The sequence below is a fragment of the Brevundimonas sp. SPF441 genome, assembly GCF_009661015.1.
GTDB classification, from domain to species: domain Bacteria; phylum Pseudomonadota; class Alphaproteobacteria; order Caulobacterales; family Caulobacteraceae; genus Brevundimonas; species Brevundimonas vesicularis.
This window is the reverse complement of the sequence record NZ_WJWX01000024.1, coordinates 36,666-52,372: the sequence shown is the minus strand read 5'-3', so window position 1 is coordinate 52,372 and position 15,707 is coordinate 36,666. Positions and strand designations below refer to the sequence as shown.

Here is a 15,707-nt window from a genome sequence, read left to right as displayed (position 1 = left end):
GACCGGACACGGAATGCCAGGCCGCCCCCACCCGGTCTCGCTTGCGGCTCGACCACCCTCCCCCGCAGGGGGAGGGAGAGGGCTGTGCGATCGTCGCGGCCACCCGGTCCTGGCTGGGCACGCCGTATCGGCATCAGGCCAGCATGAAGGGTGTGGGCGCGGACTGTCTGGGTCTGGTGCGCGGGGTGTGGCGCGAGGTGGTGGGCGAGGAGCCCGAAGTCTTGCCGGCCTATTCGGCCGACTGGGCCGAGGTCGGCGGGCGCGAGACGCTGCTGGAGGCGGCGGGGCGGTGGATGCGGCCCGTTGCGGTCGATCAGATGCGGCCGGGCGACGTGCTGCTGTTTCGGATGTCGCCGGGGGCGGCGGTGAAGCATTGCGCCATCCTAAGCGAGGTCGGCGGGCCGGAGCCGAGGATGATCCACGCCTATTGGGGACGGGCGGTGGTCGAGAGCTGGATGGGCATGTGGTGGCGAAGACGGCTGGCGGCCGTGTTCCGGTTTCCTGTGGGGATATAGATGGCGCAAGTCGTTCTGAGCGCGGTCGGGCAGTCGGTCGGCGGGCCGGTCGGGCGGGTGATCGGCGCGACCCTTGGGCGGGCGATCGACAATCGGGTGGTGGGCTCGCTGGGGCCGGCGCGGCAGGTGGGGCCGAGGCTCGAGACGCTGAAGGTCCAGGGCACGGCGGAAGGCGCGCCGATGGCCTGCGTCTTTGGACGGGCGCGGGTGACGGGTCAGGTGATCTGGGCGGCGCGGTTCCTGGAAGGCAAAAACAAGGGCCGGGCGGGCAAGGGCGGGCCGAAGACGGTCGACTATGTCTATTCGCTGAGCTTCGCCGTGGCGCTTTGCGAGGGCGAGATCGACGGGGTCGGGCGGGTCTGGGCCGATGGGCGGCTGATGGACATGACCGGCGTGGTGATGCGGGTGCATCGCGGGGGCGAGGACCAGACGGCGGATCCGCTGATCGAGGCGGTCGAGGAGGATGCGCCGGCGTATCGCGGGACGGCCTATGTGGTGTTTGAGGATTTGCCGCTGGGGCCGTTCGGGGATCGGGTTCCGCAACTGAGCTTCGAGGTGTTCCGGCGACCGCGCGGACAGACGGCGCGGCTGGAGGACCGGCTGGAAGGGGTGTGCCTGATCCCCGGCGCGGGGGAGTTCGCCCTGGCGACCGAGGCGGTGGTGCGCCGCGAGGGGCTGACGCGGACGACGGCGGAGAATGTGCACAATGGCGAGGGCCGGGCGGACCTGATCGTGTCGTTGGATCAACTTCAGGCGCAACTGCCGAACCTGAAGCGGGTCAGCCTGGTGGTCGGGTGGTTTGGTAGCGACCTGAGGGCCGGGCATTGCGTCGTGCGGCCGGGGGTGGAGCGGCGCGAGAAGCCGACCGAACCGCGGGTCTGGTCCGTGGCGGGCGTCGCGCGCGATGAGGCCTATGAGGTCAGTCAGGTGGATGGAGCGCCAGCCTATGGCGGGACGCCGTCGGACGACAGCGTGCGTCAGGCGATCCGCGAGCTGAAGGCGCGGGGGCTGGAGGTGACCCTATATCCGTTCGTCTTCATGGACTGCCCCGGCTATCCGTGGCGCGGACGGGTGGCGGGCGTGGATGGGGCCGGGGCGACGGCGGAGATCGCGGCGCTGTTCGGCGGGGCCGAGGATTGGGGGCTGCGGCGGATGGCACTGCACTACGCCCGGATCGCGGCGGATGAGGGGGCGGACGGCCTGTTGATTGGGTCGGAGATGCGCGGGGTGACCTGGACGCGGGATGCGGCCGGGGGCTTTCCGGCGGTCGATCAGTTTCGGGCGCTGGCGGCGGAGTGTCGGGCGGTGGTAGGGCCGGGCGTGGCCCTGTCGTATGCGGCGGACTGGAGCGAATATTTTGGGCGCCAGTCGGGCGTGGAGGTGGTGTTCCATCTGGATCCGCTGTGGGCCGATACGAACATCGATCATGTGTCGATCGACTGGTACCCGCCCCTGACGGACTGGAAGGCGGACGACGGCGGGGTAGATGCGGCGACCTTCGGCAGCGCGGCGGACCCGGCCTATCTGGCGGCGGGCGTCGCGGGCGGGGACGGGTTCGACTGGTTCTACGCCAGCGAGGCGGATCGGGCGGGGCAGGTGAGAACGCCCATCATCGACGGGGCGCATGGCGAGGACTGGGTGTTTCGGCCCAAGGACCTGAAAGGCTGGTGGTCGAACCGGCACCATGACCGACCGGGCGGGGTGCGGAGCGCTGTGTCGACGGCCTGGATTCCGGGGATGAAGCCGGTGCGGCTGTCAGAGTTCGGCTGTGCGGCGGTGGACCGGGGAGGCAATGCGCCGAACCTGTTTCAGGACGCCAAGAGCACCGAGAGCCGCCTGCCGCCGGGATCGACCGGCGCGCGTGACGACGCGGTGCAGCGGGCGGCGCTGGAGGCGGTGCTGGGGCATTATGCGACGGCTGAGAACAATCCGGTGTCCGCGGTTTATGGCGGGCGAATGCTGGAGGCGGCGGACGCCTGGTGCTGGGACGCGCGGCCTTTTCCGGCTTTTCCGGCGCGGGGCGATGTCTGGGCCGACGCAGGGGCGTGGCGCGCCGGGCATTGGCTGAATGGACGGCTGGCCGGCGACGGGCGCGATCTGGTCGAGGCGGTGCTGGCGCGAGGCGGATTGTCGCCTGACGAGATGGCGATCGAGGGCGTCGAGGGGGCGGCGGCCGGCTATGTCATCGACCGGCCGATGCGGACGCGCGATGCGCTGGAGCCGCTGCTGGCCGCGTTCGACGCCGTGGCGGCCGAGCGGAACGGGAAGGTCGCCGTGCTGGGGCGGGTGGAGACGGTGGTCGAGATTGGGCGCGAGGCGCTGGCTCTGCCCGATGGCGGGGCGGCGGAGACGGCGACGCGGATGCTGGAGCCCAGGGCGGGCGAGGCGCGGGTGCGGTTCATCAACGAGACGGCGGACTATCAGACCGGGGCGGTGGTCGCGCGGTCGGACGATGCGTCTGCGACGGCAGGCGGGGTCGATCTGGACTTGCCGCTGGTGTGCGGCAGCGGGCTGGCGAAGGCGGCGGCGCAGCGGGCGTTGGACGGCGAGAGCGTGGAGGCGAAGACCTGGGCGCTGGGGCCGCTGGAAGCCTTGCGGCTGGAGCCGGGAGACGGGGTGCGGCTGGAGGGGCGATCGGACGACTGGCGCGTGACGCGGGTCACGTCGGACGAGACGCCGTCGGCAGTGCTGGAGCCGGTGACGGCTTGGCGGACGGTCGAGGATGACGGCGCTTGGCGCGGGGGTGAGACTCCGGTCGTGGTCGGGGCGCCGTTACTGAAAGTGTTGGACCTGCCGCCCTTGATGGGGCGTGAGGCGGACGCGCGGCCCTTGATCGCCGTGGCGGCCGAACCGTGGCGGACGATGCGGCTGCACGCGGGGCCGACCGCAGAGACCCTGACGGCGAGGGGTGATGTGGAGACGCCAGCGACGGTCGGGGTTTTGGTCGAGGCGCTGGGCCCGGGCGTGCGGCACCGTTGGGACGAGGCCAACGCCGTGGTGGTGCGGGCCGAGGGCGAGGCGCCGGAAAGCGTGTTGGAGGCGGCGGTGCTGGCCGGCGGCAATGCGCTGGCGGTCGAGACGGCCGTGGGGTGGGAGATCGTTCAGTATCGGTCGGCGCTTCTGGTCGGTCCGGGCACGTGGCGGCTGACGGGGCTATTGCGCGGGCAGCAGGGGACCGAGGTCGAGATGCGGGCGGGCGCGATGGCGGGGTCCGTCGTGGTGTTTCTGGACAACCGGCTGGTGCGCGCGGAGATGGGGCGGGGCGAGCGAGGACTGCCGCTGGTCTGTCGCGCGGGACCGGCTGGCGCGGCGCCGGGCGGCGCGGGGTTCAGCGAAGCCCTGTTCGTGGCGAGGGGCGTGAATGATCGGCCGTGGTCGCCGTCTGGTCTGACGGTCGAGACGTCGGCCGAGGGTCTGGCGATCCGATGGACGCCGCGCGTGCGGCTGTTCGGCGACAGTTGGGATGGGGAACCGACAGCGGTCGATCCGATGCGGTTCCGGCTGCGCGTCTTTGATCATGACGTCGGGGTTCGGACGATGGCGGTGAAGGGGCTGTCGGCGTTCTATTCTGCGGCCGACTTGGCGACGGACTACCCAGAAGGCGCGACATCGACGGCGCGGATCGCCGTGGCGCAGTGGGGCGAAGGGTTCGGGTGGGGCCCAGAAGCGGAGCTGGAGGCGGAAATCCGGCGGCTCTGACGAAATAGGGCGGGTCCAGCCCTTTGCGCGGGGCGGGGCATGGCTTAACTGACGGCCTCTCGACCTTTTTCAGCTGGAGCGACAACGGACGTGGCAGGCGACCCCTACAAGGAACTGGGCGTTTCGAAGGGCGCGAGCGCGGACGAGGTCAAGAAGGCGTATCGCAAGCTCGCCAAGGAACTGCATCCCGACAAGAACCCCGGCGACAAGATCACCGAGGACAAGTTCAAGCGGGTGACGGCGGCCTTCGACATCCTGGGCGACAAGGAAAAGCGCGCCAAATACGACGCGGGCCAGATCGACGGCGACGGCAACGAACAGTACCGCGGCTTCGGCGGGGGCGGTCGCGCCGGCGGCAGCCCGTTCGGCCAGGGCGGCAATCCGTTCGGACAAGGCGGCGGGCCGGGCGGCCGCGCCAACTTCGAAGGCGTTGATCTGGACGACCTGTTCGGCATGTTCGGCGGGGCCGGGCGTCAGCGCGGCGCGCGGGACTTCACCTCACGCGGCCAGGACGTGAAGGCGACGCTGGACATCAGTCTGGAAGACGCCATCGCCGGGGCGACGCGGCGGATCCAGTTTTCGGATGGGCGCACCCTGGACGTGACCATTCCCAAGGGCGCGTCGGAAGGCCAGACGATCCGCCTGCGCGGTCAGGGATCGCCGGGACGCGGGGCCGAGAACGGCGACGCCCTGATCGAACTGAGGATCGAACCGCACCCCATCTACAAGCGCGACGGGGCGGACCTGACCATGGACCTGCCGGTGTCGGTGCCCGATGCGGTGCTGGGCGCCAAGGTGCGGGTGCCGACGCCCGAGGGCGTGGTGCAGATGACGCTGCCGGCGGGGTCGAACTCGGGCAAGGTGCTGAGGCTGAAGGGGCGCGGCGCGGTTGCGCAAGGGCGGCGCGGCGATCTGCTGGCGCGGGTGATGGTGACGCTGCCGGATGCGCCGGACGCCGAACTGACCGCCTTCGCAGAGGATTGGCGGGCCAGGCGGCCCTATACGCCGGGGCGGTGAGCGCGCTCAAACAGCGTGAAGCGCGGTTGCGCCAAAGGAAGAGAGCATGAGCACGAAGCCTGATGTGAAGCCGGCGCGGCCGTGGTTTTCGGCGGGGCCGACGGCGAAGCGGCCGGGCTATGCGCTGGGCGGATTGCCGTCCGATTTGCTGGGACGCGGTATTCGCGCGCCAGAGGTGGTGGAGCGGTTCGCGCATGGCCTTCGGCTGACGCGCGAAGTGCTGGAAGTGCCTGACAGCCATGTGATGCTCTACACGCCAGGGTCGGACACAGGCGCGGTCGAGGCGGCGCTGTGGGGGATGTTGGGCGCCCGGCCCGTGCAGGTCGTGGCGTTCGAGAACTTCGGCCTGACCTGGCTGGCGGACGTGACGGATCATCTGGGGCTGGCACCCGAGGCGCTGACGGCGCCGTGGGGCGAACTGCCTGATCTGAGCCAGGCGGATTGGTCCAAGGATGTGGTCTTCCCGTGGAACGGCACGACCTCGGGGGTGCGCGTGCCGGACGCCGACTGGATCGCCGACGATCGCGAGGGGCTGGCGATCTGCGACGCGACCTCCGCCGCCTTTGCCATGCCGCTGCCGTGGGACAAGCTGGATGTCGTGACCTTCAGCTTCCAGAAGGCGCTGGGCGGCGAGGCGGGCATCGGGGTGATGGTGCTGTCGCCGCGCGCGGTCGAGCGGCTGGATATGTACCGACCGGATCGGGCGATTCCCAAGCTGTTGCGGCTGATCGACGGCAAGGGACGGTTCGATCGGGCGCTGGCGGACGGGGTGGCGATCAACACCTTCTCGATCCTGACAATCGAAGACTGGATCGACGCCCTGGGCTGGGCGAAGGACATCGGCGGATTGAGCGAACTGATCCGGCGGACCGACGCCAACTACGCCGCGTTGGCGCAATGGGTGGAACGGACCGACTGGATCGCCTTCCTGCCGGATCGGCCGGAAATCCGGTCGACGACCTCGGTCTGCCTGAAGTTCACCGATGCGCGGATCGCCGCGCTGGACGACAAGGCGCAGAAGGCCTTCGTCATGCGGTTCAAGGCCCTGCTGGAAGGCGAGGCGGCCGTGTTTGATATGGAGCCGCATCGCAATGCGCCGCCTGGTCTTCGACTATGGTGCGGCTGCACGGTCGAGACGGCCGATGTGGTTGCAGCGACGCCCTGGCTGGAATGGGCGTTCGAGACGGCGGTCAGCGAAGTCGGATAAATCCGCCTGACGGGACGACATAATACGATTCCCTCGCTATAGGCTGCGCCCGCATTCCAGTGCGGAGAGACGGTTTTGGCGAACGTAGCGGTGGTCGGCGCCCAGTGGGGCGACGAGGGCAAGGGCAAGATCGTGGACTGGCTGTCCAACCGCGCCGACATGGTCGTGCGGTTCCAGGGCGGTCACAACGCCGGCCATACGCTGGTCGTGGACGGCAAGGTCTATAAGCTGGCGCTGCTGCCTTCGGGCGTCGTGCAGGGCAAGCCGTCGATCATCGGCAACGGCGTGGTCGTCGATCCCTGGCATCTGGTCGGCGAGATCGAGAAGATCGCCGCCCAAGGCGTGGCGATCAGTCCTGAAATCCTGACCATTGCGGACAACGCCTGTCTGATCTTGCCCATCCACCCGGCGCTGGACGTCGCGCGCGAGGCGGCGGCGAGCGCGCCGGGCGCCAAGATCGGCACGACCGGCCGCGGCATCGGCCCGGCCTATGAAGACAAGGTGGGGCGTCGCGCCATTCGGGTCTGCGATCTGGCCAATGAAGACGATCTGAAGGTCAAGATCGACCGGCTGCGCTCGCACCACGATCCGCTGCGCGCCGGGCTGGGGCTGGAGCCGATCGACCCTGACGCGCTGCTGGCGCAGTTGCTGGAGATCGCGCCGAAGATCCTGCCCTATGTGAAACCGGCCTGGCGCGTGCTGGACCAGGCGCAGAAGGACGGCAAGCGCGTCCTGTTTGAAGGGGCGCAGGGCGCCTTCCTGGACGTGGATCACGGCACCTATCCCTATGTCACCAGCTCCAACACCGTAGCCGGGCAGGCGGCGGCGGGTTCAGGCATCGGGCCGCGCGGCGTCGGTTATGTGCTGGGCATCGTGAAGGCCTATACCACGCGCGTCGGAGAGGGCCCCTTCGCCTGCGAACTGGATGATGAGGTCGGCGCGCATCTGGCGACCGTTGGCCGCGAGGTCGGGGTGAACACCGGCCGCGCGCGCCGCTGCGGCTGGTTCGACGCCGTGTTGGTGCGCCAGTCGGTGGCGATCAACGGCATCGACGGGATCGCCCTGACCAAGCTGGACGTGCTGGACGGGTTGAAGACGCTGAAGATCTGCGTCGGCTATAAGGTCGATGGCGAGGTGCTGGACTATCTGCCCTCAAGCCTGAAGGCCCAGGGCGCGGCCGAGCCGGTGTTCGAAGAGCTGGAAGGTTGGAGCGAAAGCACCGCCGGCGTCCGCAGCTTCAAGGACATCAACGCCAACGCTATCAAATATGTGCGCCGGATCGAGGAGTTGATCGGCGCCCCAGTGGCCCTGCTGTCGACCAGCCCAGAGCGCGACGACACCATTCTGATGCGCGATCCGTTCCAGGGCTGAGGTATTGGAAGGGGGCGGCGTGAGGCGGCGGACTACGCAGAAAGACCTATTCAACAGGTCTTAACCCGTGGTCGGTAAGGATAACGGCTCCAACTTCGGAGTCTGATGTGTTCGCCGCAAACGCCAGAACCATAAGCCGCATGGAGCCTGCGCTTCGTCGGGTGGTCATCGTGGACGCCAATCTGTCGTCAGCGCGACTGCTGACGGACATCGTGAAGGGCATGGGTGCGCGCGAGGTCTATTCCGAAGGCGACGAGGAACGGGCGCTAGAGTTGCTGCGCGACGTCGAGCCGGGCGTGATCTTCACAGAGCGGTCTGGAGACAGGCTGAACGGCGAGACGCTGGCGCGGCGCATTCGGCGCTCCAGCATGTCGTGCCGCATGTCGCCGATCATCATGGTGACGGGCGAGGCGACCGCCGCGGCGATCAAGGGCGCGCGCGACGCCGGCATCCACGAGTTCCTGAGAAAGCCGTTCACGACCGGCGACTTGTTCAAGCGGGTCGAGAATGTGACGTTGAAGCCCCGGCCCTGGATCGAGGCCGTCGGCTACGTCGGGCCGGATCGTCGCCGGTTCAACTCAGGTGAATATTCGGGCGCTCGCAAGCGCCGCAGCGATGGTGCGGCCGGAGGCGGCGCCGCTGAAATCCGTGATCAGGCGTCGCGAATCCTGGTTTCGGCCTTGTCGCAGTTCGAGCAGGATCCGTCGCAGGCGACGCGCGCCATTCGTCAACAGGCCGAGACGCTGAACGGTCTGGCCATCAAGACGGCGGACGCGCGACTGGCGATGGCTGTGGCGACATTGCAGGCCTATGTGGCCAGCGGTCAGGTGACGAAGGCGGGACTGGCCCAGCCAATCGGCACGGTGGTGACGGCTGCGAGAGCGGCCAATGAAGCGGCGCCGGTGGCGTGCGCGTCGTGATGGATGGTCCGCCGCGCCGTTGAAGGCGCAGCGGACCGAGTTTCTCAGGCGTCGACCAGGTTCCGCTCTTCGGCGGCGGCGCGCATGGCCTTTTGCAGCTTTTCGAAGGCGCGGACCTCGATCTGACGCACGCGCTCGCGCGAGACGCCATACTGGCCGGCGAGTTCTTCCAGCGTGACCGGATCGTCCTTGAGGCGACGTTCCGTGAGGATGTGCTTCTCACGGTCGGTCAGCTCTTCCATGGCCTCTTGCAGGAGGCTCATGCGGATGCCCTTTTCCTCGTCGTCGGCGAGTTGGGTTTCCTGAGACACGGCCGTGTCGTCGGCCAGCCAGTCCTGCCACTCGCTTTCGCCGTCGGCGCGCAAAGGGGCGTTCAGCGAGGCGTCGCCGCCGAGACGGCGGTTCATGTTGGTGACCTCTTCCTCCGTCACGCCCAGTTTGGTGGCGATGGCGGCGAGGTGTTCAGGATGCAGATCGCCTTCCTCGAAGGCCGAGATCTGGCTCTTGGCCTTGCGCAGGTTGAAGAACAACTTCTTCTGCGCCGCGGTGGTGCCCATCTTCACAAGCGACCAACTGCGCAGGATGTACTCCTGGATCGAGGCGCGGATCCACCACATGGCGTAGGTCGCCAAGCGGAAGCCCTTGTCGGCGTCGAATTTCTTGACGGCCTGCATCAGGCCGACGTTGCCCTCGGAAATCACTTCGCCGATCGGCAGGCCGTAGCCGCGATACCCCATGGCGATCTTGGCCACGAGACGAAGGTGCGAGGTGACGAGACGGTGGGCGGCTTCGGGGTCCTGGTGCTCAGACCAACGCTTGGCGAGCATGAACTCCTCATCCTTGGTCAGCATCGGAAATTTGCGGATTTCCGTCAGATAGCGCGACAGGCCTTGTTCAGGCGACATCACCGCGAGCGTACTATTGGCAGCCATATACAGGTCCCTCCGACCGTCTTGAACGAGCGGGCTCTTCGTCATCGGCCACGGTGTGTGCACCGACGTCTCACCCCTCAACCGGTGAAGTAGCGATGGGTTGCCGCCATTTTTAGAGGCGGATCGTCACACGAAAGCGTGACCGTGGCCCTGGCGCCACTCGCGCCGATCGACGTCCTATATAGAACTTTGTCAGTTGCTATTCAAGACCTGCCCAGACAGGCGGCTGTTCAGACTTCGGCGAGGCGCGTTTCGAGACGCTGCATGTCGGAGGGCGGCGCGGTCTCGAAGCGAAGCGCCACGCCCGTGACAGGATGGACAAAGCCCAGGACTGCGGCGTGGAGTGCCTGGCGCACAAGGCCCGCTTCGGCGATGGCGGCGCGGACGGGTATGGCGGGGCTGCCCGAGCCGTAGGTCGCATCGCCGAGGATCGGCGCGCCCTTGGACGATAGGTGGACGCGGATCTGATGGGTGCGGCCGGTCTGCAGGGTGCAGGCGACCCGCGCGGCCATGGGTGCGCCGCCAGCTTTCGCGGGCTGCCCGAAGGTCGCTTGGACGACATAGTCGGTGATGGCCTCGCGACCGCCGGCCTTGAGGACCGCCATCTTCTTGCGGTCGCCGGTGGAGCGCCCGATGCGGGTGTGGATACGGCCGGTCGCGGGCGACGGCGCGCCGCGTGTCAGGGCGATGTAGGTGCGCTCGATGTCGTGCGCAGCGAACAGGGCGGACAGGCCTTGGTGGGCGCGGTCGGTCTTGGCGGCGACCATGACGCCGGAGGTGTCCTTGTCCAGCCGGTGGACGATGCCGGGACGGGCGACCCCGCCGATGCCCGACAGGCTGTCGCCGCAATGGGCCAGCAGCGCATTGACCAGGGTGCCGTCGGGTGTGCCGGGCGCGGGGTGGGCGGCCATGCCCGCAGGCTTGTCGATGACGATTAGGTCGGCGTCCTCGTAGAGAACGGTCAGGGGAATGGCCTTGGGCTGAGGTGCGGCCGGCGCGACGGGCGGCAGGGCGACCGCATAAAGGCCGGGCTGGGCCTTGGCGGAACCGCCGGTGAGAACCGCGCCATCGCGACTGACGGCGCCCTCGGCCAGCAGGGCCTGGAGCCGGGCGCGTGACAGGGTGGGGAAGGCGCCGGCCAGGGCCTTGTCCAGGCGAACGCCGGCCGCGTCGATGCGGGCTTCCAGCACCTCTGCGGGGGCGCCGGTCGCGGGGTCTTCGTCTTCATCGATCAGATCTTGGGCGGACACGTCGTCTCCCTAGCACGACCGGCCGCTTGCGCGAGGGGCGCGGGTGAGGCGATAGTCAAGCTTGGGGGCGTTGGAGACATCCGATGAAGCGGTTGATGATCGCCGGGGGCGCGTTCGCCGCGGCGGCGCTGCTGAGCAGCTGCACCACCATGAGCAAGGACGAATGCCTCGCCGGCGCCTGGGGCGAGAAGGGCTATGCCGACGGGGCGTCGGGCTATCCGATGACGCGACTGGACGACCACGCCAAGGCCTGCGCCAAGTTTCAGATCGCACCCAATCCGGCCGCCTATGGCTCGGCGCGTGGGGATGGCTTGCGGACCTACTGCACCTTTCAGCGCGGCTGGGAGGAGGGACGGGCGGGCAATGCCTATTATGGCGTCTGTCGGCCGGAGGAGGAGCAGGCGTTTCTGCCGGCCTATCGTGACGGCCGACAGCTGCATGAGGTCGAGGACGCCTACGAGACAGCGGAAAGCACGCTGAACAGCGCCGAGGCCCGGATCGAGAACCGCGAAGACAAGCTGGAGGCCAAGGAGCGTGAACTGCGCGGCGAGGGCCTGACGGATGAAGAACGGGAGCGCATTCGTGACCGCATCCAAGAGGTCAGAGGCGAAATCCGCGATGCGCGTCGCAATGCCCTGGAGGCACGCGACGCGCTGGATCAGGCGGAATGGGACGTTCGACGGGTGCGGCGCGAACTGAGCGGCCGCTACCCGGTCTAGGCGTCGGTCCTAGGCGGCCTTGACGGATGCGCCGCGGAAGGACGGATCGAGGTCGCCCGAGGCGTAGCGCTTCGCCATCTGGGCGGTGGAGAGGGGACGAATCTTGGAGGCCTGACCTTCGCAGCCGAACTGCTGGTAGCGCTCCATGCAGAGCCTCTTCATCGCTTCCTTGGCCGGCTTCAGATAGTAGCGCGGGTCGAACTCGCCCGGCTTCTCCATCAGGGCCTTACGGATGGCGCCGGTGATGGCCATGCGGTTGTCGGTGTCGATGTTGACCTTGCGCACGCCGTGTTTGATGCCGCGCTGGATTTCCTCGACCGGCACGCCCCAGGTCTGGGGCATTTCGCCGCCATACTGGTTGATGATGTCCTGCAGATCCTGCGGCACCGAGGACGAGCCGTGCATCACCAGATGGGTGTTGGGCAGGCGGCGGTGGATTTCCTCGATCACGTTCATGGCCAGGACCTCGCCGTCCGGCTGGCGCGTAAACTTGTAGGCGCCGTGGCTGGTGCCCATGGCGATGGCGAGGGCGTCGACCTTGGTGGCGGCGACGAAATCGACGGCCTGATCCGGGTCGGTCAACAGTTGCGAATGGTCCAGCTTGCCCTCGAAGCCGTGGCCGTCCTCGGCCTCGCCCATGCCGGTTTCCAGCGAACCCAGCACGCCCAGTTCGCCCTCGACCGAGACGCCGCAGGCGTGGGCCATTTCGGTGACGCGACGGGTGACGTCGACGTTGTACTCGTAAGAGGCGGGGGTCTTAGCGTCCTCCTCCAGCGAGCCGTCCATCATCACCGAGGTGAAGCCGTACTGGATGGCGGTGGCGCAGGTGGCCGGGCCATTGCCGTGGTCCTGGTGCATGCAGACCGGAATGTGCGGGTAGAGTTCGGCCAGGGCGTCAATCAGCTTGGCCAGAACGATATCGTTGGCGTAGTTCCGGGCGCCGCGCGAGGCCTGAATGATGACGGGGGCGTTAACCTCATGGGCCGCCTCCATGATCGCCAGACCCTGTTCCATATTGTTGATGTTGTAGGCGGGCAGGCCGTAATCGTTCTCTGCCGCGTGGTCGAGCAGCTGTCGCAGCGTGATGCGCGCCATTGGGTAGTCTCCTGAGCCGAATAGTCTTTTTGGTTGGGCGAGAGATTAGACGCCGGACAGCGCGAAGTCACGCCGTGTTACAACCGTTTCAGCGCCGATTTCAAAGACAGGATGCAGGCGTGATCCGCCTGCATCGCTGAGCCTTCAGGCGCGCAGAGCCTCGACGCCGGGCAGCGGCTTGCCCTCCATCCATTCTAGGAAGGCGCCGCCGGCGGTGGAGACGAAAGTCAGGTCTGCGCTGACGCCGGCATGACCGACGGCCGCGACCGTGTCGCCGCCGCCCGCCACGGCGATCAGGGCGCCGGCCTTGGTGCGCTCGGCGACGTGCTTGGCGGCCGCGACGGTGGCGGCGTCGAAGGGCGGCACCTCGAACACGCCCAGCGGGCCGTTCCAGATCAGGGTCTTGGAGCCGTCGATGGCGGCGTTCAGGCGAGCAACGGTGTCGGGGCCTGCGTCCAGGATCTTGTCGTCAGCGGACAGGGCCTCGCCTGTCTTGACGGTGCGGGCGTCGGCGCCGGGCTTGACCTCGGTCGCCACCACGACATCGACGGGCAGCAGGATGTGGCAGCCCTTGGCTTCGGCTTCCGCCAGGATCTCGCGCGCCGTGTCCGCCATATCCTTCTCGGCCAGCGAGCCGCCGATATCGATCCCTTGCGCATAGAGGAAGGTGTTGGCCATGCCGCCGCCGATGGCCAGCGTGTCCAGCTTGCCGACCAGGTTCTTCAGCAGATCCAGCTTGGTCGAGACCTTGGAGCCGCCGACGATGCCGACGACTGGCTTCTGCGGCTTGCCGAGCGCCGCCTCGAGCGCATCGAGTTCACGACGCATGGATTCGCCAGCATAGGCGGGGATGTGGTGGGCGACGCCTTCCGTCGAGGCGTGGGCGCGGTGGGCGGCCGAGAAGGCGTCGTTGACGTAGAGATCGCCGAGATCCGCCAGCTTCTGGGAGAAGACCAGATCATTGGCCTCTTCCGCCGCGTGGAAGCGCACGTTTTCCATCAGGACCACGCCGCCGACGTCCAGATCGCGAATGGCCTCGACGGCATCAGGACCGACGCAGTCGTCGGCGAAGCGGACGGGGGCGCCGAGCAGTTCTTCCAGTGGCTGAACGACGGGTTTCAGGCTCATCGACGGAACGCGCTGGCCCTTGGGGCGGTCGAAATGGGCCAGAAGAGCGACCTTGGCGCCCGCGTCGCGCAGGCGCTGGATCGTCGGCAGGGCGACCCGCAGACGGGTGTCGTCCGTGACCTTGCCGCCCTCCATCGGGACGTTGAAGTCCACGCGGACCAGGGCCGTCTTGCCGGCGAGGTTCTGGGCGTCGTTGAGGGTGCGGAAGGTCATGATCGTTTCCCTGTGTCCTCCCTGTCGCAAAGCGATGGGGAGGTGGCGCGGCGCGCTTGCGCCGTGACGGAGGGGCTTTGGCCCCGAGTTCGGTGCGGTGGAAAGAGCCCCTCCACCACTTCGTGGTCCCCCTCCCCACGGTGTGGGGAGGAGACTTTTGCGATCTTACAGGAACTTCGCCATCTGCAGCGCGGTGTCGCTCATGCGCGTCGCAAAGCCCCACTCGTTATCATACCAGCTCAACACGCGAGCCAGTTTGCCGTCGACGACCTGGGTCTGTGGCAGGGCGGCGGTGGAGGAGGCGGCGATGTGGTTAAGGTCGTGCGAGACCAGCGGGTCGGTCGTCGTGAACAGGACGCCCTTCATCGGGCCGTCGGCGGCGGCCTGAAGCGCCGCGTTGATCTCTTCGACCGTGACCTCGCGACCGGCGACGACCTTCAGATCGACGACCGAGACGTTAGGCGTCGGGACGCGGATCGAAGAGCCGTCCAGCTTGCCCTTCAGCTCCGGCAGGACCAGGCCCAGGGCCTTGGCGGCGCCGGTCGAGGTCGGGATCATGGACAGAGCCGCGGCGCGGGCGCGGTACAGGTCCTTGTGCATAGTATCCAGCGTCGGCTGGTCGCCGGTGTAGGAGTGGATGGTGGTCATATAGCCGCGCTCGATGCCGAACAGGTCGTTCAGCACCTTGGCGACGGGGGCCAGGGCGTTGGTGGTGCACGAGCCGTTCGACACGACGATGTCGTCGGCGGTGAGGGTCTCGTGGTTGACCTTGTAGACGATGGTCTTGTCGGCGTTGTCGGCGGGCGCCGAGACCAGGACGCGCTTGGCGCCGGCCTTCAGGTGGGCGCTGGCCTTGTCCTTGGAGGTGAAGATGCCGGTGCATTCGAAGGCGATGTCCACCTTCAGCTCGGCGTGCGGCAGATTGGCGGGATCGCGCTCGGCCGTGACCTTGATCTTGCCGGTGCCGACGTCGATCCAGTCCTCACCCGAGGTCACCGTGCCGGGGAAGCGGCCGTGGACGGAATCGTAACGGAATAGGTGGGCGTTGGTCTCGACCGGACCCAGATCGTTGATCGCCACCACCTCGATGTCCGTGCGGCCATGCTCGATGATCGAGCGAAGGACCAGACGGCCAATGCGGCCGAAACCATTGATGGCGACGCGAACGGTCATGGGAAGCTCCTCTGAACGGTAGGGTGTTGTGCGCTACATATAGGTTGGCGTCTCAATGGAGCGGTCGCGGGCGGGTTTCAACCCCGCGTACGTAACATGATGTGATGGACGGTTACGCTTCGAAAACCGCCCGCGTCAGCATGAGGTAAGAAACACCCCGGGCGAGGTTCTTTTCCAGCCGTTGCGCAAAATTATTGCGACAGGGGTTGTGCGACTCCAGCGGCTATGGTTTCTTGGCGTCAGAACAGGGAGCCGCCCGTGGCCACGATGACGCGCGACATGACGAAGGAACGCATCGCCAAGGCGGTCGCCGCCGTTCGCGCGCCTGTCGGCCTGGAAAGCCCCGTATTCCTCATTACCCTCGTACTTCTCGGCCTGCTTACGCAAGCGGCGTGGATGCACGCGACCTGACCTTAGACACATTCAGGATCGCCTCGCACCACCCCGCCTCCGAAAGGAAGCGGGGTT

13 protein-coding genes are annotated in these 15,707 nt (G+C 67.7%); 8 read left to right on the top strand and 5 right to left on the bottom strand.

Annotation, left to right across the window (positions count from 1 at the left end):
* The first annotated feature begins 41 nt into the window (after nt 1-41).
* The 6 genes from GGC30_RS13050 to GGC30_RS13025 all read left to right on the top strand — a co-directional run bounded on the left by GGC30_RS13050 (nt 42) and on the right by GGC30_RS13025 (nt 8,729).
* Complete coding sequence (locus GGC30_RS13050) at nt 42-515, top strand: NlpC/P60 family protein (RefSeq protein WP_153924973.1); 474 nt, start codon at nt 42-44, stop codon at nt 513-515.
* Nucleotides 516-4,214, top strand: a complete 3,699-nt coding sequence (locus tag GGC30_RS13045) for a glycoside hydrolase/phage tail family protein (RefSeq protein ID WP_153924955.1) — start codon at nt 516-518, stop codon at nt 4,212-4,214.
* A gap of 90 nt (nt 4,215-4,304) precedes the next feature.
* Nucleotides 4,305-5,231 (top strand): DnaJ C-terminal domain-containing protein, encoded by a 927-nt coding sequence (locus GGC30_RS13040; protein ID WP_370451991.1) that lies wholly within the window; start codon nt 4,305-4,307, stop codon nt 5,229-5,231.
* 46 nt (nt 5,232-5,277) lie between these two features.
* The gene (locus GGC30_RS13035) at nt 5,278-6,438 is read left to right on the top strand and encodes a phosphoserine transaminase (RefSeq protein ID WP_153924948.1); all 1,161 of its coding nucleotides are present in this window, start codon (nt 5,278-5,280) and stop codon (nt 6,436-6,438) included.
* A 75-nt stretch (nt 6,439-6,513) separates the two neighbouring features.
* Complete coding sequence (locus tag GGC30_RS13030) at nt 6,514-7,809, top strand: adenylosuccinate synthase (RefSeq protein ID WP_153924946.1); 1,296 nt, start codon at nt 6,514-6,516, stop codon at nt 7,807-7,809.
* A gap of 107 nt (nt 7,810-7,916) precedes the next feature.
* On the top strand, nt 7,917-8,729 hold the full coding sequence (locus tag GGC30_RS13025) for a response regulator (protein WP_370451990.1): 813 nt from the start codon (nt 7,917-7,919) through the stop codon (nt 8,727-8,729).
* Nucleotides 8,730-8,773: 44 nt separating this feature from the next.
* Here the strand turns inward: GGC30_RS13025 and rpoH are convergent, their stop codons facing one another.
* Both rpoH and GGC30_RS13015 read right to left on the bottom strand, forming a co-directional pair.
* Nucleotides 8,774-9,661 (bottom strand): RNA polymerase sigma factor RpoH, encoded by an 888-nt coding sequence (gene rpoH, locus GGC30_RS13020; RefSeq protein ID WP_026108409.1) that lies wholly within the window; start codon nt 9,659-9,661, stop codon nt 8,774-8,776.
* Between the two features lie 230 nt (nt 9,662-9,891).
* Nucleotides 9,892-10,911 (bottom strand): RluA family pseudouridine synthase, encoded by a 1,020-nt coding sequence (locus GGC30_RS13015; RefSeq protein ID WP_370451989.1) that lies wholly within the window; start codon nt 10,909-10,911, stop codon nt 9,892-9,894.
* Nucleotides 10,912-10,994: 83 nt separating this feature from the next.
* On the opposite strand from GGC30_RS13015, the gene GGC30_RS13010 reads away from it, so the two are divergent.
* Nucleotides 10,995-11,630: a DUF2799 domain-containing protein gene (locus tag GGC30_RS13010; protein ID WP_153924943.1), complete on the top strand. Its 636-nt coding sequence runs from the start codon at nt 10,995-10,997 to the stop codon at nt 11,628-11,630.
* Between the two features lie 9 nt (nt 11,631-11,639).
* Here the strand turns inward: GGC30_RS13010 and fba are convergent, their stop codons facing one another.
* The 3 genes from fba to gap all read right to left on the bottom strand — a co-directional run bounded on the left by fba (nt 11,640) and on the right by gap (nt 15,239).
* A complete protein-coding gene (gene fba / locus GGC30_RS13005) occupies nt 11,640-12,725 on the bottom strand; it encodes a class II fructose-bisphosphate aldolase (RefSeq protein ID WP_153924940.1) in 1,086 nt (361 codons plus the stop codon).
* 144 nt (nt 12,726-12,869) lie between these two features.
* The gene (gene pgk / locus GGC30_RS13000) at nt 12,870-14,066 is read right to left on the bottom strand and encodes a phosphoglycerate kinase (protein ID WP_153924937.1); all 1,197 of its coding nucleotides are present in this window, start codon (nt 14,064-14,066) and stop codon (nt 12,870-12,872) included.
* Nucleotides 14,067-14,231: 165 nt separating this feature from the next.
* On the bottom strand, nt 14,232-15,239 hold the full coding sequence (gene gap / locus GGC30_RS12995) for a type I glyceraldehyde-3-phosphate dehydrogenase (RefSeq protein ID WP_045810439.1): 1,008 nt from the start codon (nt 15,237-15,239) through the stop codon (nt 14,232-14,234).
* 258 nt (nt 15,240-15,497) lie between these two features.
* Between gap and GGC30_RS12990 the strand changes: the two genes are divergently transcribed.
* Nucleotides 15,498-15,650 carry a hypothetical protein gene (locus tag GGC30_RS12990; RefSeq protein WP_153924934.1) on the top strand — a complete coding sequence of 51 codons (153 nt, stop codon included), beginning with the start codon at nt 15,498-15,500 and terminating at the stop codon, nt 15,648-15,650.
* The last annotated feature ends 57 nt before the right edge of the window (nt 15,651-15,707 follow it).